Raw genomic sequence first — 18,857 nt, forward strand, 5'->3', positions numbered from 1 at the left:
AAAAAGCCCCCGCGATGATATACTGAGGGTAGTCATTATTTTTCGAGCCGCTTTATGGATATCAAACAACTGATTTACCTCTGTAATCTGGAACGAGAACGCCATTTTGGCCGGGCGGCGGAGGCCAGCTTCGTTAGCCAGCCGACGTTATCCATGCGGTTGAAAAATCTGGAAAAAGAATTGGGAGTTTCGTTGATCAACCGCGGTAATAACTTTGAAGGTTTTACCGCGGAAGGTGAGCGTGTATTGGCGTGGGCGCGCGAGATTGTGTCGGTTTATCAGGGATTGAAACTGGAGGTGGAATCGCTCAAGCACGGCTTTAACGGCACCCTGCGTATCGGTGCCGTTCCGCAGTGCAGCATTTCGCTGGCGCAGATGCTGAAGGCGGTTAGCGAACGTTTTCCTCAGTTGGACTACCGGATTGCGGTGCTGAGCGCCGATCAGTTGCTGGAAGCCTTGACGGCGCATACCGTGGATATCGGTATCGGTTTCTTCGAGTTGGCGACGTTGAAAGAGCTGCACTTCCAGTCGCAACCTTTGGCGGACTCGGGTATCGAACTGGTATTCCATCCGCAGCACTTCCCGCAATTGGTGGGGGACAAACCGCTGACGCTGGCGGAGGTGACCGCGCTGCCGCTGTGCCTGGCTGAACCCACGCGTTACTTCCGTCGTTACCTCGATCAACACTTCCGTGAAGCCGGTTTGACGCTGCATGCGCGCATGGAAACCACGTCGATATTCCAACTGCTGGAGGGCATTTTTGTTGGCCTGGGTTGCGGTCTGTTTCCGCAAGGTAACCTGCTGCCGGCCATGACGCCGGACCTGCAGCGGCGGCCAATCGCCATTCCTGCCATGTCACGACATGCGGCAGTGGTGATTGCTGAGCCGGGGCGGGCAACGCCGTTGGCTCAGCACTTTTTTGACGCTGCCGGCAATTGGCTGCAGCAGTAATTATGCCGGTTGGCTTTCGCCGGGCGCCTGCGTATCGCCGAGGGTCTGACGTAAACGGTTCTCCCAGGCGTAGAGCGCGGCGGTGAGGATCACGTCCAGCGCCTGGGCCTGATTCAGGCCGCTGTTAAACAGCGGTTGCACGCTGCGCGGAGTGAATTTTTCCGGCGTGCGGGTCAGGTCTGCGGCAACGCGGATCACCGCCTGGGCCACAGGATTATCGCTGATCTCCAGCCCGCGGTTAATGTCGGTGAAAATGGCATCTGCCAACGCGGCGTCCTGAATATCCTGCGCCACGGTCGAGGCGCAGTAGCGGCTGCCGTTAATACGCGCAACCGCCAGTGTCGCCAGCGCTTTCAGCCGCGCCGACAGGCCGTAGCCGTCCGCGTTGATGCTGTTAAAAACGCCGTTGCGTTCACGTAACGCGGGGGCATCGTGGGCCAGCAGCAGAAAATAAGGCTCGCTGCGGGCGTCCGGGTGACTTTGGTCGAGCACGTCGAGTTGCTCTGCCCGGGCGTCTTCCTGCGTTATCGGCGGTAACCGGGATTGCCAAGCCAATTCCTCTTCGGTGAATTCCACGCCTTCGGCATCCTCTATATTCGGAAAACCCGGCACTACTGCCGTTGGCCGCCCGGCCAGCGCAGCCACTCCGGCGACGACGCGCGCCTGGTAACTGACAAAACCGATAATCTGCGAAAAGGTCACGATATCCGCCGGGCTTAAACCGACATCAGTGAGCTGTTGCAGCGCTTTGCTGCAAATCAGGGTCGGTTGGCTGGCTAGCTGGCGGGCGTATTGGGTGATCTGGGCGAGGCGGATGTTGCTTTCACGGGAGGCGTCGGGGCTGTGCAGCGGGGCGAGGCGGGCAGCGTAATGGCTACAAAGAGATTGTACGCCGGTCACCTGAGCCACGGTCAGCGCGGTGCTGAGGCGATCGTAAGGTGACAATGTCACTAATCTTGTCAGTTCCACCTGGTCCGGGAACAGCACATGATAACCGGCATGCGAGGCGTTAAACACCCCGGCACGGGCGGTCAGTGCGGTGTTCAGCGCTTCGTCGGCAAATGCGCCCAACCCCAGCAGAAATCTGTCGCGGAGGGTGGCTGCCTGCGGCTCAAGCGGCTGGTCTCCGCGAACGCTACTTTGGGTTTCGTGATACCACTGGGCATTATGTTGTCGACGTAGTAGTTCCATAGGGCGGTAATCCTTAATCATGAACGACAGCCACCGGTGCGACAGGCAGCGGCGGCGAGACAAAAGAGGTACATGCCCGGATACGGGCACGGAATGGCAGGATCAGCGACGATCATCGCAACACAATGCGTGGCCATAAACAGAGAAACCTGCGGCTAAAGCGAGCAGAAACTGCGCGAGTCGACGATTGCGTGGGCTGTTCATCAGTGCGATATCCTGTCGTTTAATAAGCTCAACGTAGGGGATATCCTCACCGATTCGATTGACGAGATAAAATAATGTTAAGTGCTAATCAATAACTGAATGGAATAAAATATAATGATATATAACAAAATTGTAATTTGTATTTGAGGATATTGGATAAGCGCAGTGGGCTGTTCGGCAATAAAAAACCCGCTCGAAAGCGGGTTTCCTGCAAGCGTCAGAATCGGCCGCCGTCGCGCCGCCAGGCGTCTGCGGTAAGCGCTTCGCCGAAGTGGCTGGCGATCAGCCGTTTGGTCAGATCGTGCAACGGCGCAGCCAACACCTCGGCGGTGCTGCCGCGTTCAACGATTTCCCCTTCGTGCATTACCATGACCTGATCGCTGATGTGCTTCATCATGCCCAGATGCTGAGTTACATAGATGTACGAAATTCCGTGTTTCTCCTGCAGTTCCAGCATCAGGTTGATGATCTGCGAACGTATCGACATGTCCAGCGAAGCCAGCGCCTCATCGGCGACGATGACCTTGGGCTGCAGGATCAACGCTCGGGCCAGCGCCACCCGCTGTTTCTGGCCGGAGGCCAGCATATGCGGATAGTAATAAGCGTGGTCCGGCAGCATCCCCACCTGGCGCAGCGTCTGATAGATGCGCTGTTCGCGCTGCGGGCCTTCCAGATCGGTATTCAGCCGCAGCGGGGCGTCAAGCAGTTGGCCGATGCGTTGGCGCGGATTAAGTGACGTGCTCGGATCCTGAAATATCATGCGGATGCGCTGGCTGCGGTAGCGGTAATCGCCGTAGTCGAGCCGGCGATCGTCGATCAGCAGTTCGCCGGATGAAGGCTCAACCATGCCGGACAACATCTTGGCCAGCGTCGATTTACCGGAACCGTTTTCACCGATGATCGCCAGCGTCTGCCGCTCACGAAGGGTAAAGCTGACCGATTTCACCGCCTCAACGTGCTGGCGACGGAACAGCCCGGTGCGGTAACGGTAGGTTTTGGTCAGGTTGCGCACTTCCAACAGCGTTTCCATGTTATTGCTCCTCCATGTTCAACGGGAAGTGGCAGGCGAAGAAGTGGTTTTTCACCGGGCGCAGACGCGGCGTCTCGATGCACTTTTTCTGCGCATAGGGGCAGCGTGGCCCCAGACGGCAACCGATCGGCAGATGTTCCAGTGACGGAATGGCGCCCGGCAACGTATTGAGCCGGCTTTTATGCGGCAACGAGCGGCCAAAATCCGGCATTGAGCGGATCAGCGCCTGAGTGTACGGATGATGAGGCGCCGCCAGCAGATCTTCACACTGCGCGCTTTCTACCGTCTGGCCGCAGTACAACACGTTCACCCGGTCGGCCCATTTGCTCATCATTTGTAGATCGTGGCTGATCAACAAAATGGTGGTGTTGTTGTTTTGATTCAGCCGGGCCAGCAGGCGGAAAATCTGCGCCTGGGTGGTGGGCTCCATGGCGTTGGTCGGCTCGTCGGCGATCAGCAGGCGCGGCTGGTTGGCCAGGGCGATGGCGATCATCACTTTCTGGCATTCGCCTTCGGTCAGCTCATAAGGAAAGCTGCCCATGATGTCGACATGATCTTTGATGCCAACCCGGTGCAACAACTCAATGGCGCGACGTTTGCGCCAGTTGAAACGCTGCCACCAGCGGCCTTTATAAGTCCAGCCAGGGATCGCCTGCGCCAGTTGGCGGCCGATGCTTTCCGAAGGATCCAGGCACGACTGCGGCTCCTGGAAAATCATCGAGACGTTATGCCCGACCAGCTTGCGTCGCTCGCGCGGCGTCAACTGCAACAGATCGATATCATTAAAGCGGAAACGGTCGGCGGTGACGCGCCAGTTGTCTTTGGTTACGCCGCAAATCGCTTTGGCGATCAGGCTTTTGCCCGAGCCGGATTCACCCACCAGACCTCGTACTTCACCTTCGGTCAGCGTCATGCTGACGCGATCGACCGCTTTGACCGGCCCGTCGGCGGTCATAAATTCAATCGTCAGGTTGCGGATATCAAGTAAAGGCATTATTCCACTCCTGCGTTGATTGCGCGGCGCATACCGTCGCCCAACAGGTTAACCAGCAGCACGCTGATCAGGATCGCCGCACCGGGCAACATTACCGTCCAGGGCGCGACGTACACCAACTCCAGCGAATCGCCGAGCATGGCGCCCCATTCCGGCGAAGGCAATTGCGCGCCGAGATCGAGGAAGCCGAGTGCGGCGATGTCAAGGATCGCCATCGACAGTGCGCGAGTAAATTCGGTTACCAGCACCGCAGCGATATTCGGCATCACCGCGTACCACAGGATTTGCGGCGTGGAGGCGCCGTCGAGACGCACCGCCACTACATATTCTTTTTCCAGCTCGTCGTGCACCGCGCTGTAAATGGTGCGCACCATGCGCGGCAACAGCGCCAGCCAGACCGCCAGCATCGCGTGCTCGAGCTTTGGCCCAAGGAACGCCACCACCACAATCGCCAGCAGCAGCGAGGGAATGGAGAGCAGGGTATCGAGAATATGGTTCAGCACCGCCGAGCGCAGGCCGTGGGTAACGCCGGCAAATACGCCGAGGATCACGCCGAAAAAGGCGGCGGCCAGGGTAACCAATAACGCCGACCCAAAGGTCGCTGCAGTACCGGTCAGCAGGCGGCTAAGAATATCGCGGCCAAGATCGTCAGTGCCGAGAAAGAAGGATACGTTGCCGTAGCGCGACCAGGAAGGCGGCAGCAACTGATAGCCCAGGAACTGTTGATCGAGCGCATAGGGTGCCAGCAGGCTGCCGAATACGCAAAGCAGCAGCAGCGCGATCACGCCGTAGAAGCCGATCATAGCCAGGGCATCGCCGTAAAAAATCCGCCAGGTGTACAGCAGCGGGCTGGGCATTTTCTTTTCGCGGTATACGTTATCTAAGGGCATACCATTCCTTATGTTTCAATGGGTTGGTTGCCGCACCCAAAATGTCGGCCAATACGTTAACGGTGATCACCAGCGTGCCGACCACCATTATGCCGGCAGAGATCGCCGCATAATCCTGCTGGCGGATGGCGTTAATCATCCAGCGGCCGAGGCCAGGCCAACTGAAGACCACTTCGGTGATCATCGCCAGCGTCAGCATGGTGGAGAATTGCAGCCCCAGCTTGGGCACGATAGGCGGCAGTGCGTTATGCAGCACGTGGCGACGGATAATGGTAAAGCGGGATAACCCCCGGGTTGCGGCGGCTTTGATGTAGTTTTGGCTGAGCACGTCGTCGGTGCTGATCCGCATCAGGCGCACCACTTCGGTGGTGGGCGCTACCGCCAGCGCGGCAATAGGCAAAATCATATGGCGCAACGCGCTGCCGATCATCTCGGAACGGTACGGCGAATCCGACAGCCAGGCATCAATCAGCGCAAAACCGGTGATGGGCTTGACCTGATACAGCAGATCGAAACGGCCGGAAACCGGCAACCAGCCAAGGTGCAGCGAGAAAAACAGCATCAGCAGCAACGCCAACCAGAAAACCGGCATCGAAAACCCGAGCAGAGCAAAAGTGCTGATGGCGGTGTCCTGCCATTTGCCGCGCATTACGCCGGCGATAATCCCCAACGGAATGCCGATAAATAACGCCAGAGTAAAAGCAAGAATGCACAGCTCCATGGTGGCGGGGAACACTTCACGCAGTTGCTCGCTGATCGCCTGGCCGTTAATGCTGGAAACGCCAAAATCCCAGTGCAGCAGGCTGACAAAATAAAAGTGGTAGGCATCGAGCAGAGCGGCACCGTTCAACGGCGCGCGTGGCGTGAAATAGCTCAGGCTAAAGCTGACCAGAGTCAGGAGGAACAACGTGATCAGCAGCAACAAGATGCGGCGCAAGGTAAAGATAATCACTTTTTCGGCCCCTCCGCGGATTCACGGTACACCCCGGCAAATGACGCATTGCCGAATGGGCTCAATACCAGTCCCTTGATGTCGTAGCGGTAAGCCTGCAGGCGCAATGAGGACGCCAGTGGCAACACCGGCAGTTGCTGCTCAAGAATTTTTTGCGCCTTCTGGTAGTTTTCGATGCGTTGCGACAACTGCTGTGACAGCAACGCATTTTGCAGCACCTCGTCAAACTCCGGCTCACACCAGTGAGCATAGTTGGTTTGCGAGCGGATTGCCGCGCAGCTCAACAGCGGCCGGAAGAAACTGTCCGGGTCGTTGCTGTCGGTGGCCCAGCCGGTGAGGGTCAGATCGTGATTCATCTCCATCAGCCGCGCTTCCTGGAAGCGGCCTTCGACCGGCACGATAGTGACGTTAATGCCAACCTGGCCCAAATCGGCCTGGATCAGTTCGGCGGTCTTCAGTGGGCTGGGGTTATAGGACTGTGATGCGGTAGGTACCCACAGCTTCAGATTCAAGGATTCAATACCCGCTTGCTTGAGCATTTCGCGCGATTTTGCCGGATCAAACTCGGTAACGTGAGCTTCATTGTCGTAGGCCCACGAGGCGCGCGGCAGAATGGAGGCAGCGGTTTCCGCCGTGCCGTAATAAATCGACTGCATCAGGCGTTGGTTGTTGATAGCCAGTGAAATGGCCTGACGCACTTTTAAATCGTTCAACGGCGGTTTACGGGTATTGAAAGCCAGATAGGCGATGTTCATGCCCGGCCGAAGCGTAAGGCGCAGACGCGGGTCGTCGCGCAGAATCGAGAGCTGGCTGGCTGCGGGATAGGCGAGCACATCGCACTCGCCGGTCAACAACTTCGACAACCGGCCGGTGCCGCCGGCACCCAGATCGATCACCACCTGTGGCATGCGTGGCTGGCCTTTCCAGTACAGGTCATTGCGCGCCAGACGGATATATTGCCCCGAACGATATTCATTCAACAGGAAGGGACCGGTGCCGACCGGCTCACGATCGATCATTTCCTGATGGCCTTCGCGCGTCAGATCTTGCGCATATTCTGCCGACATCACCGGAGCGTAGTGGGTCGCGATATGCCACAAAAACGAGGCGTCCGGCGCCTGCAGGCGGATCTCGACGGTATAGTCGTCGAGCTTCTTCACGCTTTGCACCGAGTCGCCAAACTGCAGGCTGTCGAAGTAAGGGTACTCGCCGCCGTTGACGTCATGATACGGATGCTTCTGATTAAACATGCGTTCAAAGCTGAACACCACGTCGTCGGCGTTCAATTTGCGCGTCGGCGTAAACCAGGCGGTGGTCTGGAATGGCACGTCCTTGCGCAGGTGGAAACGGTAGGTTGCGCCGTTATCCAGCACTTCCCAGCTTTGCGCCAGTTCGGGGATCAGCCGGTAGGTATAAGGGTCGACATCCAGCAGGCGGTCGTACAACTGCGCGGCCAGGGTATCGACAGTCAGCCCGCTGCTGGCCATCTGCGGATTAAAGGTGTTCAGTATGCCACTGACGCAATAGACAAAGCCGCTCTGGCGGATGTCCGGCAACGGCGTCGCCGCGATGGGCGCGGGCGGTGTTGAGGCCATGGCGGAACTCGCCAGGCAGCTCAATGACAGGATCCAAAGGGGTAAACCACGCATAGAGGCTTCATGGGTTAATAAGCAATAGCGTTAGTGTATCGCACTCTGGCGAACTGCCCAATCCATTGAGCAAAATGGCTGAGTTTTCTGCTACTTGATTGAACACTTTGCCGTCACAGGCAAAAAATAACGCAAATGATATGTTATAACATAACAATTTTATGTTACCGTCCTCAGGCACGATATCAATAATCGCAAGGGGACGTATGAACAAGATTGCACTTCCACCACCCCAGCCGTTGCCGGATGCCCAGGCCAGGCAGGGTGAGATGAGTGAAGTCGGGCTCGATTGGGTTGGGATGCAAGAGATAGCGCTGCCGTTGGAGTTGGCGGGCAAGCCGTTGATGACGAAGGTCAACGTTGGCATCAATCTTCTCGCCAACCGTCAAGGTTCGCGGGGAATACACATGTCACGGCTGTATCTGGCGCTGGACGAATTGACGCAGGGCGAGCTGACGCCGCAGCGCATCGGGCAGACGCTAAATGCCATTTTGGCTTCTCAGCCCGAACACAGCGACCGTGCCAGCCTGAGCATCAGCGGCGAGCTGCTGTTGTCGCGGCCAGCATTGCTGTCGCCACACCGCGGCTGGAAAGCCTACCCGTTGCGCATTGATGCCAGGTTGACCAAGGCTCTGGCGCTATCGCTGACGGTCGGCGTGCCGTATTCCTCCACCTGTCCCAGCTCGGCGGCGCTCAGCCGCCAACTGGCGCAACAGCAGTTTCAGTTTGATTTTGAACAGGAGTCGGAGAGGGTCGATCGGCAGCAGGTGATCGATTGGTTGGGTGAGCAGGGAATGCCCGCGACTCCGCACAGCCAGCGCAGTTGGGCCTGGGTGACGCAGGTACTGACTGGCAGTGAACCGGCGTTACCGGCGGTCAATTTAATCGATCGCATTGAGCATGCGCTGGGTACGCCGTCGCAAACATTGGTAAAGCGTCGAGACGAACAGGCATTTGCCCTGGCTAACGGTCAGAACCTGATGTTTTGCGAAGATGCCGCGCGTCGGCTGTACCGGATGCTGCGCAGCCAATGTGGCCAGCGAGGTTTCTCGCTGCGGGTTGAGCATCAGGAAAGCCTGCATGCCCACAATGCGGTGGCCGAACTGAGCTGGCGGGAGGAAGGCGATGCTGCGTAAAAACCCCAGCGGCCACCTGCCGCAGGTATCGCCAAAGGCCTATATCGATCCTACCGCCATTATCTGTGGCCGGGTGATTGTCGAAGATTTTGTCTACGTTGGCCCCTACGCGGTGATCCGCGCCGATGAACTGAATGCCGCCGGCGATATGGAACCGATCGTTATCGGTTCTCACTCGAATATTCAGGACGGCGTGGTGATCCACTCGAAAAGCGGAGCGGCGGTCACCATCGGCAGCTACAGCTCCATCGCGCATCGCGCGATTGTTCACGGCCCGTGCCGCATAGAGGATCGGGTGTTTATCGGGTTCAACAGCGTGCTGTTCAACTGCCATATCCGTTCCGGCTGCGTGGTGCGCTACAACGCGGTGGTGGATGGCGTCACGCTACCGGAGAACCTGTATATCCCATCTACCGAACGCGTCGGTGCCGACAGCGATCTGTCGTTGTATCGCCAGGTTGATCGCCGCGCGCTGCAATTTTCTGAAGAAGTGGCCGCCACGAATGTCGAACTGGTTCGCGGCTACCAGGCATTACGTAATGAGTTTTAAGCGAGGAACCTGATGAATCCGTTACCCGTTACCGTACTTTCCGGTTTTCTCGGCGCCGGTAAAACCACGGTGCTGAACCATATTCTGAATAACCGCCAAGGCATGCGCGTGGCGGTGATAGTTAATGACATGAGCGAAGTGAACATTGATGCCGCGCTGATCGAGAACCAGGTCCAGCTCGATCGCCGACAGGAAAAGCTGGTGGAAATGAGCAACGGCTGCATTTGCTGCACGCTGCGTGAAGATCTGTTGATTTCGGTACGTGAACTGGCGCTGGCCGGTCGTTTCGATTATCTGCTGATTGAATCCAGTGGGATCTCAGAGCCGCTGCCGGTGGCGGAAACTTTCACCTTTGAAGACGAACAGGGTGAAAGCCTGTCGCAGTTCGCCCGGCTGGATACGCTGGTCACGGTGGTGGATGGCGTGAACTTCATGCAGCAATACCAGCAGGCTCAGACCTTGCAGGAGGCCGGGCAAAGCCTGGGCGAGGACGATCTGCGCAGCGTGGCGGACCTGCTGATCGAGCAAATCGAATTTTGTGACGTGATGCTGGTGAGTAAAACCGACTTGTTGACGCCAGAACAGCAAGGGGAAATCATGGCACTGCTTGCCAGCCTGAACCCGGTCGCCAATATTATCCCTATTTCCCCCGGTAAATTACCGCTGAAGGCGGTATTAAACACCGGCAGTTTCAGCTTCGAAAAAGCCCAACAGGCGCCAGGCTGGTTGAAGGAGTTGCGGGGTGAACATGTTCCGGAGACGGAAAATTATGGCATCAGCAGCTTTGTCTATCAGGCGCGGCGACCCTTTGACCCGGATAAGTTTTATCGGATGATCAACGGCGATTGGGGGGGCGGCAAGCTGTTGCGCTCAAAGGGGTTCTTCTGGCTGGCTACTCGCCCGCGGCAAGCGGGGCAGTGGAACCAGGCCGGTGGCATCGCGCATTATGGGCTGGCGGGCACCTTCTGGCGCGCGCTGGCGCAGGAGAACTGGCCGCAAGATGAAGAAACCCGGGCGCAGATTAAGGCAAAATGGGTGGAGCCGTTTGGCGATATGCGTCAGGAATTGGTGTTTATCGGCCAGCACCTGCGGCAGGCGGAAATCACCCGTTTGTTGGATGCCTGCCTGCTGAATGATGACCAAATGGCGGCGGGGGTGGACTATTGGCTGGATATGACCGATCCCTTCCCTGAATGGTAAGTGCACAACATTAGTGTGGTAATGGGAATAATTCTCAACAAATCGCTTTACAGGTGATACTGATAACCATTATCATCACCTGGCAGTTCACGGAAGGCCAGGATTAGTGGCCCGACTGTGAAAGGCACGACATTGCTCACATTGCTTCCAGTGTTTTTTAAGCCAGCTCGGGTGCTGGCTTTTTTTTGCCCGTTATTCTTCGTCCGCATCCCCGTTTTGCAATAGCGCATGTTTTTTCAGCATGCCCCTCAACTGATGGTAGGTTAGCCCCAGCAGGCTCGCTGCCTTGCGTTGGTTAAATTTCCCTTGTTGCAGCGCCGTTTCGATCAGCGATTTTTCCTGTTCCAACTGCCAGGCTTTTAAATCGACCGGCAGCATCGGTCGATCATTGCGCGTTTCGCGAGCCGGTGGTGTAAGAGGGGTCTCCCGTTGGGCAAAGGGATTGATAACGATGTCATCCAGCGCGCTGGCGCTGGTGCCGTGCCGGTATACGGAACGTTCCACCACGTTTTTCAGTTCCCGCACGTTGCCTGGCCAGTTATAGGCGAGCAGCGTATCTCTGGCGCGTTCGGTAAAGCCGGGGAACAGTTGCAGCGACAGCTCGCGGCACATCTGAATCGCAAAATGTTCGGCCAGCAGCATGATGTCTTGCTGGCGCCGGCGTAGCGGCGGCAGTTGAACGACGTCGAACGCCAGCCGGTCCAGCAGATCGGCGCGGAATTTCCCCGCAGCGGCCAGCGCAGGCAAGTCATCGTTGGTGGCGCACACCAACCGCACATCAACCTGCAGCGGTTGGCTACCGCCTACGCGCTCCAGATGCCCGTATTCGATCACCCGCAACAATTTTTCCTGCACCAGCATGGGGGCGGTGGCCAGTTCGTCGAGAAACAGCGTGCCGCCGTCGGCGCGTTCAAAGCGGCCCAGGTGGCGTTTCTGCGCACCGGTAAAGGCACCCGCTTCATGGCCGAACAGCTCGGAATCCAGTAAGTTTTCGTTCAAAGCCGCGCAGTTAAGCGAGATAAACGGCCCTTGCCAGCGGTTGGAAAGGTAGTGCAGACGATGGGCGATCAGCTCCTTACCGGTGCCGCGTTCGCCGATCACCAACACCGGCTTGTTCAACTTTGCCAGTTGCGAGACTTGCTCCAATACTTCGACAAAGGCGTTCGCTTCGCCCAGCAGGTTTTCTAACTGTTCGCTCATGATGAAATTCGCCAATGTTTGGTGAAAATAATCACTCTACAGCATGCTGGTGGAGAGTCAAAAATAAATAATCGTTATTATTCAATGAAATAAAAGTTGGCACGGGTTTTGATTAAGTCTTTGGGCAAGATGTATTACTTAACGCGGCGCTTCAGACGCCATCAGAACCAAGAGGAAGTGAATTATGGGTATTTTTTCTCGTTTTGCCGACATCGTGAACGCCAATATCAATACGCTGCTGGATAAGGCGGAAGATCCGCAAAAACTGGTGCGCCTGATGATCCAGGAGATGGAAGACACGCTGGTTGAAGTGCGCTCCACCTCGGCGCGTGCGCTGGCGGAGAAAAAGCAACTGCTGCGTCGCATTGAGCAGGGTGAAAATCAGCTCAACGATTGGCAGGACAAGGCCGAACTGGCATTGCGCAAGGATAAAGAAGATCTGGCCCGTGCGGCGCTGATCGAAAAACAGAAGGTAGCTGACCTGATCTCAACGCTGACTCACGAAGTGTCTACCGTGGAAGAGACGCTGGCCCGGATGAAAAGCGAAATCGGCGAGCTGGAAAACAAGCTGACCGAAACCCGGGCGCGCCAGCAGGCGTTAACGCTGCGCCATCAGGCAGCATCCTCTTCCCGCGACGTGCGCCGCCAGCTCGACAGCGGCAAACTGGATGAGGCGATGGCGCGTTTCGAACAGTTCGAACGCCGTATCGATCATATGGAAGCCGAAGCGGAAAGCGTCATCATCGGTAAAAAGAAGTCTCTGGACCAGGAATTTGCCGAGCTGAAAGCCGACGATGCCATCAGCGAGCAACTGGCGGCGCTGAAAGCCAAAATGAACCGTACTGAGTAAGGCTACAGCGGCCACGGTAATGTGGCCGCCTATTAAAGACGCAATAAGAAGGAAAAGAAATGAGTGCTCTACTACTTGCCATCCCGTTGACAATCTTTGTGTTGTTTGTCGCACCGATTTGGCTTTGGCTGCATTACAGCAATCGGCAACAAAACGGCATTCAACTGAGCCATCAGGAAATGCAGCGTCTGGCGCAGTTGGCCGACGATGCCAAGCGCATGCGTGAACGCATTCAGGCGCTGGAAGAAATCCTCGATGCAGAACACCCGAACTGGAGACAGTCTTGATGAGCAACACTCTGGGCAGTAAAAAGCTTTATCGCGTACCTGAGGAAGGCATGGTGAAGGGCGTTTGCGCCGGTCTGGCTCATTATTTTGACGTGCCGGTGCGCCTGATCCGCGTAATAGTGGTGCTGTCGATGATTTTCGGCCTGTTTTTCTTCACGCTGGTGGCCTATTTCGCGCTGGTTTTCGTGCTGGATGAAGCGCCGGCCAGCCGTTTCGAAGGCGAAAATTACAAGACACCGCGCCAGTTGCTCGACCAATTGGAGTACGAACTGGGCAGTGGCGAACAGCAACTGCGTCAGGTTGAGCGTTATGTCACGTCGGATACCTTCGGCGTGCAGAGTCGTTTCCGCAAGTTGTAATCCTGCCTCGCGTGCTATGACCTGCGCGTGGCGCAGGTCAGGCATTGTGCCTGCCATATCCTTTTTAAAGCAAACCGTGCCGGAGGGCATTGATAATGAATAAAACCTATGCCGCAAAAGCCGTTAAATCCGCTGGAATCAAACAAGGAGCAGGTACAGTGTTGAAGACATTGTCTAAAGTGATCATCATAGCGTTACTGAATTACGGCCCTGCCGGCGCGGCCGGCTGGTTGTTGCGGACCGTTGGTCGCAAACCGATTCGCTTTGTGCTGGCGCTGGTGCTGGAACCCCTGTTCCGCAAAGGCCTGAACAAGGTATTTGGGCGTTACGCCAAGGAGAACAATGAAACGACTGCAAAATGAGTTAACCTCGCTGGTCAACCGCGGGATGGATCGCCATTTGCGCCTGGCGGTGACCGGCCTTAGCCGCAGCGGTAAAACCGCCTTTATCACCGCCTTCGTCAACCAACTGCTGCACGTTCACAGCGGTGCGCGCATGCCGTTGTTTTCGCCAGTGCGCGAAGAGCGACTTCTGGGCGTGAAACGCATTCCGCAGCGCGATCTTGGCATTCAACGTTTTACCTATGACGAAGGGTTGGCGCAGCTTTATGGCACTCCGCCAAGCTGGCCGACCCCGACGCGTGGCGTCAGCGAAATTCGCCTGGCGCTGCGTTACCGTTCCAACGACTCGTTGCTGCGGCATTTTAAAGATACTTCGACGCTGTATCTGGAGATCGTCGATTATCCCGGCGAGTGGTTGCTGGACTTGCCCATGCTGGAACAGGACTATCTGGCCTGGTCGCGTCAGATGGCCGGTCTGTTGCAGGGCGATCGCGCCGAGTGGGCCAAACCCTGGCTTGAGCTGTGCAAAGGCTGCGATCCGTTCGCGCCGGCCGACGAAAACAAGTTGGCGGCTATTGCTCAGGCTTACACCGATTATCTGCTGCGCTGCAAAAGCGAAGGCTTGCACTTTATCCAGCCGGGCCGTTTCGTGCTGCCGGGCGATCTGGCCGGTGCGCCGGCACTGCAATTCTTCCCGTGGCCCAATGTCGACAGTCTCGGCGAATCGAAACTGGCGCAGGCTGACAAGCACACCAACATCGGCATGCTGCGGGCGCGTTTCAATTACTACTGCCAGTCAATCGTCAAAAACTTCTATAAAGAACATTTCGTCCGTTTCGATCGGCAGATTGTGCTGGTTGACTGCCTGCAACCGCTCAACAGCGGCCCACAGGCATTCAACGACATGCGTCTGGCGCTGACCCAACTGATGCAAAGTTTCCACTACGGCAAGCGCACGTTGTTCCGCCGGTTGTTCTCGCCGACCATCGACAAGCTGATGTTTGCCGCCACCAAGGCCGATCACATTACTGCCGACCAGCACGCCAATCTGGTGTCGTTGTTGCAGCAGTTGGTGCAGGAAGCGTGGCAGAACGCGGCGTTTGAGGGCATCAGTATGGACTGTGTGGGGTTGGCCTCCGTGCAGGCGACCGAAAGCGGCATCGTCGATCACCAGGGGCAGCGGATCCCGGCCTTGAAGGGCAATCGCCTCGACGATGGCGCACCATTGACGGTGTTCCCCGGCGAAGTACCGGCGCGTTTGCCGGGGCCGGCTTTCTGGCAAAACCAGGGTTTCCACTTTGATGAGTTTCGGCCTCGGGCCATGAGCGTGGACAGCCCGCTGCCGCATATCCGCCTGGATGCGGTGATGGAGTTTTTATTGGGAGATAAATTGCGATGAGCGAACCTATAAAGCCGCGTATCGATTTTGAAGAGCCGTTGCAGCCGCCGCAAGAGCCAGTATTGCGCGCCAACGTCGCCTTTGATGAACAGCAGGCTGAGCGTTTTTTCCCGGCCGCGCCGGAGTTGGAGCAGGAAGAGGACGAAGGGCGTGCCGAAGGCATTATCAATGCTGCGCTGAAACCCAAACGCAGTCTGTGGCGCAAAATGGTTACCGCCGGGTTGGCGCTGTTCGGCGTCAGCGTAGTGGCGCAGGGCGTGCAGTGGGTGCATACCGCCTGGGTGCAGCAGGATTGGATTGCCATGGGCGGCGGCGTGGCAGGCGGCTTGATCGTGTTTGCCGGGGTGGGTTCGGTCGTGACCGAATGGCGCCGGTTGTATCGTCTGCGCCAGCGTGCGGAAGAGCGCGACGTAGCGCGAGAACTGTTGCACAGCCACGGGTTGGGCAAGGGCCGAGAGTTCTGCGAGAAGCTGGCGCGGCAGGCCGGCCTCGATCAGGGCCACCCGGCGTTACAACGCTGGCAGGCTTCACTGCATGAAACTCAAAACGACCGTGAAGTGGTAGCGCTTTATGCCAAGCTGGTGCAACCGGTATTGGATAATCAGGCGCGCCGTGAAATCAGCCGTTCGGCGGCCGAATCCACGTTAATGATCGCCGTCAGCCCGCTGGCGCTGGTGGATATGGCGTTTATCGCCTGGCGTAACATTCGGCTGATCAACCGCATTGCGGCGTTGTACGGCATCGAGCTGGGCTATTTCAGCCGTCTGCGGCTGTTCCGCCTGGTGCTGCTGAATATCGCCTTTGCCGGGGCGTCGGAGCTGGTGCGTGAGGTGGGGATGGATTGGATGTCACAGGATCTCGCCGCACGGCTGTCAGCGCGCGCAGCCCAGGGGATTGGCGCAGGCTTGCTGACCGCCAGGCTGGGCATCAAGGCCATGGAACTGTGCCGCCCGCTCCCTTGGCTGGAAGGTGAGAAGCCCAAACTTGGGGATTTCCGCAGTCAGTTGGTCGGTCAACTGAAAGACGCCATGAAAAAAAACGATAACAAAGCCAAATAACTCGCCAACTGCGCCCACCCGGGCGCAGTTGCTTATTTCTGCATCAATGACCGCCGCTCAGCTTGATACGTAACCCCTGGTTGACGAAAGACGATCTCCCTGCAATCACATTATATTTATCTAAAAAATTATTGCCGGTTATCATAACTCTCTGCGAATGAACTAAAATGACGCCGATGGTGTTATTTACTTGCGTTTAAAATCATCAACGACAGCGATAAATCAGAGTTCTGTCAACTTTTGCTGACAGATTGCTTCTACCGCTCGGGGTGAGAGAGTATCATCATCGTCAGTCATCCCCGCACCTGCAGAGATAAGGCCAATACTGATGCGTTTGGAAGTATTTTGCGAAGACCGACTCGGTCTGACTCGAGAATTACTCGATCTTTTGGTATCGCGCAGCATTGATTTACGGGGTATCGAAATCGATCCCATCGGCCGCATTTACCTCAATTTTTCCCAGCTGGATTTTGACACCTTCCGCGCGCTGATGGCGGAAATCCGCCGCATTGCCGGTGTGACCGACGTGCGCACCGTTAACTTCATGCCATCCGAGCGCGAACACCGTGCGTTGCGGGCGCTGCTGGAGTCGATGCCGGAGCCGGTATTTTCGATTGATATGCGGGGCAAGGTCGAGTTGGCCAACCCGGCAGCACAGGTGTTGTTCAGCTTCAGCGAAGATAAAATCCGCAATCAAACGGCTACGGCTCTGATTGGTGGCTATAACTTCAACCGCTGGCTGGAGAGCGAACAAACGGCGCCGCACTCAGAACGTGTCGTGATCCGCAGTCAGGATTTCCTGATGGATATCACGCCCATCTACCTGGAAGACGAAAACCAGCAGAACGCCACCGTTGGTGCGGTGGTCATGCTCAAGTCGACCGCGCGCATGGGGCGCCAGCTACAGAACCTGTCGGTGAACGACGATACCGAATTCGATCATATCGTGGCCGTCAGCCCGAAAATGCGCCAGGTGCTGGAGCAGGCCCGTAAACTGGCGATGCTGGATGCGCCATTGCTGCTGGTCGGCGACACCGGCACCGGCAAAGACATCCTGGCTCGCGCCTGCCACCTGCGCAGCCCACGCGGCAAACAGCCGTTTCTGGCGTTAAATTGCGCGGCACTGCCGGATGACGTGGTGGAAAGCGAATTGTTCGGCCATGCGCCTGGCGCTTATCCCAATGCGCTGGAAGGCAAAAAGGGCTTCTTCGAGCAGGCGCACGGCGGCTCGGTGCTGCTGGATGAGATCGGTGAAATGTCGCCGCGAATGCAAACCAAACTGCTGCGTTTCATCAACGACGGCACTTTCCGCCGCGTAGGGGAAGAGCATGAAGTACACGTGGATGTGCGAGTCATCTGCGCCACCCAGAAAAACTTGACTGAGCTGGTGCAGCGCGGTGAATTCCGCGAGGACCTCTATTATCGCCTTAACGTACTGACCATCACTATTCCGCCGCTGCGCGAGCGTCCGCAGGACATCATGCCGTTGACCGAGCTGTTTGTGGCGCGCTTTGCCGACGAACAGGGTGTGGCGCGGCCGAAGTTGGCGAACGATCTGGGCAGTTTCCTCAGCAAGTACGGTTGGCCAGGTAACGTGCGGCAGCTGAAAAACGCCATTTACCGCGCTCTGACGCAAACTGAAGGCTTTGAACTGCGTCCGCAGGATATCGTATTGCCGGAGTTTGAGGTCGAGATGTCGCTGGGCGACGAAGTGCTGGACGGTTCGCTGGACGATATCAGCAAGCGTTTCGAGCGTTCGGTGCTGACGCGGTTGTACCGCACTTACCCGAGTACGAGAAAACTGGCGAAGCGTCTGGGGGTTTCACATACCGCGATCGCCAATAAGCTGCGTGAGTATGGGTTGAGCAGCCGCAAGGCGACAGGGGAAAGCGAAGAATAAAAAACGGGCGCCGAGGCGCCCGTTTCGCTGATCAGAGCCCGCGAAAGCCGGCCCTGGTTACATCACTTCAGTGCAGCCAGCGCAGCATCGTAATCCGGCTCGTTGGTGATCTCATTCACCAACTCGCTGTACAGCACATTATCCTGGCCATCCAGCACCACGACCGCACGCGCCGTCAGACCCGCCAACGGGCCTTCAGCGATTTCAACGCCGTAAGCCTGTTTGAATTCCGCGCCACGCAGGGTGGACAGCGTCACTACGTTGCTCAGGCCTTCCGCGCCGCAGAAGCGTGACTGGGCGAACGGCAGATCGGAGGAGATGCACAGCACCACGGTATTATCCAGACCGCTCGCCAGTTGGTTGAATTTACGTACCGAGGCAGCGCAAACGCCGGTATCAATACTTGGGAAGATGTTCAGGACTTTGCGTTTACCCGCGAAGCTGCTTAGCGCTACGTCTGACAGGTCTTTGGCAACCAGCGAGAATGCTTTGGCTTGTTCGCCCGACTGTGGCAGGTGGCCTGCAACGCTGACCGGGTTACCTTGGAAATGTACTGTCTGAGTCATTGGCTTGGTTCCTTTTACAGGTGTTTATACAAAGGGTATGAGCCTAATAAAACAGTCCCAATGGCTGGGATTACCATTAGGTTCACGCCCTGGCGTCAGTTTAAGTCAACAATTGTGGGTTGGATATATAAAGTTTGCTAAATAGTTGTA

At 57.0% G+C, this 18,857-nt stretch carries 19 protein-coding genes; 11 read left to right on the plus strand and 8 right to left on the minus strand.

Annotation, left to right across the window (positions count from 1 at the left end):
* The first annotated feature begins 54 nt into the window (after positions 1–54).
* A complete protein-coding gene (locus D4100_RS00725) occupies positions 55–951 on the plus strand; it encodes a LysR family transcriptional regulator (protein WP_006317130.1) in 897 nt (298 codons plus the stop codon).
* On the opposite strand, the gene D4100_RS00730 is transcribed toward D4100_RS00725, so the two are convergent.
* From D4100_RS00730 to sapA, 6 genes are all read right to left on the minus strand, one after another.
* Positions 952–2,142 carry a CMD domain-containing protein gene (locus tag D4100_RS00730; protein ID WP_065506295.1) on the minus strand — a complete coding sequence of 397 codons (1,191 nt, stop codon included), beginning with the start codon at positions 2,140–2,142 and terminating at the stop codon, positions 952–954.
* Between the two features lie 421 nt (positions 2,143–2,563).
* Positions 2,564–3,376 carry a putrescine export ABC transporter ATP-binding protein SapF gene (sapF, locus tag D4100_RS00740; RefSeq protein ID WP_006319524.1) on the minus strand — a complete coding sequence of 271 codons (813 nt, stop codon included), beginning with the start codon at positions 3,374–3,376 and terminating at the stop codon, positions 2,564–2,566.
* Position 3,377: 1 nt separating this feature from the next.
* Positions 3,378–4,370: a putrescine export ABC transporter ATP-binding protein SapD gene (sapD, locus tag D4100_RS00745; RefSeq protein WP_006319525.1), complete on the minus strand. Its 993-nt coding sequence runs from the start codon at positions 4,368–4,370 to the stop codon at positions 3,378–3,380.
* Positions 4,370–5,260 (minus strand): putrescine export ABC transporter permease SapC, encoded by an 891-nt coding sequence (sapC, locus tag D4100_RS00750; RefSeq protein WP_006319527.1) that lies wholly within the window; start codon positions 5,258–5,260, stop codon positions 4,370–4,372. The genes sapD and sapC overlap by 1 nt, the downstream gene beginning before the upstream one ends.
* Complete coding sequence (gene sapB / locus D4100_RS00755; protein ID WP_006319529.1) at positions 5,247–6,212, minus strand: putrescine export ABC transporter permease SapB; 966 nt, start codon at positions 6,210–6,212, stop codon at positions 5,247–5,249. Before sapB ends, sapC begins: the two co-directional genes overlap by 14 nt.
* Positions 6,209–7,861 carry an ABC transporter substrate-binding protein SapA gene (gene sapA / locus D4100_RS00760; protein WP_043912592.1) on the minus strand — a complete coding sequence of 551 codons (1,653 nt, stop codon included), beginning with the start codon at positions 7,859–7,861 and terminating at the stop codon, positions 6,209–6,211. The genes sapB and sapA overlap by 4 nt, the downstream gene beginning before the upstream one ends.
* Positions 7,862–8,067: 206 nt before the next feature.
* Here sapA and folE2 point away from each other — a divergent pair, with 206 nt between their 5' ends.
* The 3 genes from folE2 to zigA are packed head-to-tail and all read left to right on the plus strand — an operon-like array spanning position 8,068 to position 10,747.
* A complete protein-coding gene (folE2, locus tag D4100_RS00765; protein ID WP_119802592.1) occupies positions 8,068–8,997 on the plus strand; it encodes a GTP cyclohydrolase FolE2 in 930 nt (309 codons plus the stop codon).
* Positions 8,987–9,547, plus strand: coding sequence for an LbetaH domain-containing protein (locus tag D4100_RS00770; protein WP_119802594.1), 561 nt, complete (start codon positions 8,987–8,989; stop codon positions 9,545–9,547). The genes folE2 and D4100_RS00770 overlap by 11 nt, the downstream gene beginning before the upstream one ends.
* Positions 9,548–9,559: 12 nt before the next feature.
* A complete protein-coding gene (zigA, locus tag D4100_RS00775; RefSeq protein WP_119802596.1) occupies positions 9,560–10,747 on the plus strand; it encodes a zinc metallochaperone GTPase ZigA in 1,188 nt (395 codons plus the stop codon).
* A gap of 192 nt (positions 10,748–10,939) precedes the next feature.
* On the opposite strand, the gene pspF is transcribed toward zigA, so the two are convergent.
* Positions 10,940–11,947 carry a phage shock protein operon transcriptional activator gene (gene pspF, locus D4100_RS00785; protein ID WP_119802598.1) on the minus strand — a complete coding sequence of 336 codons (1,008 nt, stop codon included), beginning with the start codon at positions 11,945–11,947 and terminating at the stop codon, positions 10,940–10,942.
* A gap of 184 nt (positions 11,948–12,131) precedes the next feature.
* On the opposite strand from pspF, the gene pspA reads away from it, so the two are divergent.
* The 7 genes from pspA to tyrR all read left to right on the plus strand — a co-directional run bounded on the left by pspA (position 12,132) and on the right by tyrR (position 18,141).
* On the plus strand, positions 12,132–12,797 hold the full coding sequence (pspA, locus tag D4100_RS00790; RefSeq protein ID WP_004945117.1) for a phage shock protein PspA: 666 nt from the start codon (positions 12,132–12,134) through the stop codon (positions 12,795–12,797).
* Positions 12,798–12,856: 59 nt separating this feature from the next.
* A complete protein-coding gene (gene pspB / locus D4100_RS00795; protein ID WP_006319541.1) occupies positions 12,857–13,084 on the plus strand; it encodes an envelope stress response membrane protein PspB in 228 nt (75 codons plus the stop codon).
* Positions 13,084–13,443, plus strand: a complete 360-nt coding sequence (pspC, locus tag D4100_RS00800; RefSeq protein WP_004945110.1) for an envelope stress response membrane protein PspC — start codon at positions 13,084–13,086, stop codon at positions 13,441–13,443. Before pspB ends, pspC begins: the two co-directional genes overlap by 1 nt.
* Before the next feature lie 95 nt (positions 13,444–13,538).
* Positions 13,539–13,805, plus strand: coding sequence for a phage shock protein PspD (gene pspD / locus D4100_RS00805; RefSeq protein WP_006319543.1), 267 nt, complete (start codon positions 13,539–13,541; stop codon positions 13,803–13,805).
* On the plus strand, positions 13,786–15,183 hold the full coding sequence (locus D4100_RS00810; protein WP_006319547.1) for a YcjX family GTP-binding protein: 1,398 nt from the start codon (positions 13,786–13,788) through the stop codon (positions 15,181–15,183). Before pspD ends, D4100_RS00810 begins: the two co-directional genes overlap by 20 nt.
* Positions 15,180–16,241: a YcjF family protein gene (locus tag D4100_RS00815; protein ID WP_006319548.1), complete on the plus strand. Its 1,062-nt coding sequence runs from the start codon at positions 15,180–15,182 to the stop codon at positions 16,239–16,241. Before D4100_RS00810 ends, D4100_RS00815 begins: the two co-directional genes overlap by 4 nt.
* Positions 16,242–16,569: 328 nt before the next feature.
* Entirely contained in the window at positions 16,570–18,141 is a 1,572-nt protein-coding gene (gene tyrR / locus D4100_RS00820; protein ID WP_006319549.1) for a transcriptional regulator TyrR, read from the plus strand.
* A 62-nt stretch (positions 18,142–18,203) separates the two neighbouring features.
* On the opposite strand, the gene tpx is transcribed toward tyrR, so the two are convergent.
* Complete coding sequence (gene tpx / locus D4100_RS00825) at positions 18,204–18,707, minus strand: thiol peroxidase (protein WP_006319550.1); 504 nt, start codon at positions 18,705–18,707, stop codon at positions 18,204–18,206.
* Between the last annotated feature and the right edge of the window lie 150 nt (positions 18,708–18,857).

It is taken from the genome of Serratia inhibens (assembly GCF_003591175.1).
Taxonomy (GTDB): Bacteria; Pseudomonadota; Gammaproteobacteria; order Enterobacterales; family Enterobacteriaceae; genus Serratia; species Serratia inhibens.

Excerpts from the sequence above, each read along its gene's own strand:
- D4100_RS00725 (WP_006317130.1), top strand. The coding sequence starts at position 55 with ATGGATATCAAACAACTGATTTACCTCTGTAATCTGGAACGAGAACGC.
- D4100_RS00730 (WP_065506295.1), bottom strand. The coding sequence starts at position 2,142 with ATGGAACTACTACGTCGACAACATAATGCCCAGTGGTATCACGAAACC.
- sapF (WP_006319524.1), bottom strand. The coding sequence starts at position 3,376 with ATGGAAACGCTGTTGGAAGTGCGCAACCTGACCAAAACCTACCGTTAC.
- sapD (WP_006319525.1), bottom strand. The coding sequence starts at position 4,370 with ATGCCTTTACTTGATATCCGCAACCTGACGATTGAATTTATGACCGCC.
- sapC (WP_006319527.1), bottom strand. The coding sequence starts at position 5,260 with ATGCCCTTAGATAACGTATACCGCGAAAAGAAAATGCCCAGCCCGCTG.
- sapA (WP_043912592.1), bottom strand. The coding sequence starts at position 7,861 with ATGCGTGGTTTACCCCTTTGGATCCTGTCATTGAGCTGCCTGGCGAGT.
- folE2 (WP_119802592.1), top strand. The coding sequence starts at position 8,068 with ATGAACAAGATTGCACTTCCACCACCCCAGCCGTTGCCGGATGCCCAG.
- D4100_RS00770 (WP_119802594.1), top strand. The coding sequence starts at position 8,987 with ATGCTGCGTAAAAACCCCAGCGGCCACCTGCCGCAGGTATCGCCAAAG.
- zigA (WP_119802596.1), top strand. The coding sequence starts at position 9,560 with ATGAATCCGTTACCCGTTACCGTACTTTCCGGTTTTCTCGGCGCCGGT.
- pspF (WP_119802598.1), bottom strand. The coding sequence starts at position 11,947 with ATGAGCGAACAGTTAGAAAACCTGCTGGGCGAAGCGAACGCCTTTGTC.
- pspA (WP_004945117.1), top strand. The coding sequence starts at position 12,132 with ATGGGTATTTTTTCTCGTTTTGCCGACATCGTGAACGCCAATATCAAT.
- pspB (WP_006319541.1), top strand. The coding sequence starts at position 12,857 with ATGAGTGCTCTACTACTTGCCATCCCGTTGACAATCTTTGTGTTGTTT.
- pspC (WP_004945110.1), top strand. The coding sequence starts at position 13,084 with ATGAGCAACACTCTGGGCAGTAAAAAGCTTTATCGCGTACCTGAGGAA.
- pspD (WP_006319543.1), top strand. The coding sequence starts at position 13,539 with ATGAATAAAACCTATGCCGCAAAAGCCGTTAAATCCGCTGGAATCAAA.
- D4100_RS00810 (WP_006319547.1), top strand. The coding sequence starts at position 13,786 with ATGAAACGACTGCAAAATGAGTTAACCTCGCTGGTCAACCGCGGGATG.
- D4100_RS00815 (WP_006319548.1), top strand. The coding sequence starts at position 15,180 with ATGAGCGAACCTATAAAGCCGCGTATCGATTTTGAAGAGCCGTTGCAG.
- tyrR (WP_006319549.1), top strand. The coding sequence starts at position 16,570 with ATGCGTTTGGAAGTATTTTGCGAAGACCGACTCGGTCTGACTCGAGAA.
- tpx (WP_006319550.1), bottom strand. The coding sequence starts at position 18,707 with ATGACTCAGACAGTACATTTCCAAGGTAACCCGGTCAGCGTTGCAGGC.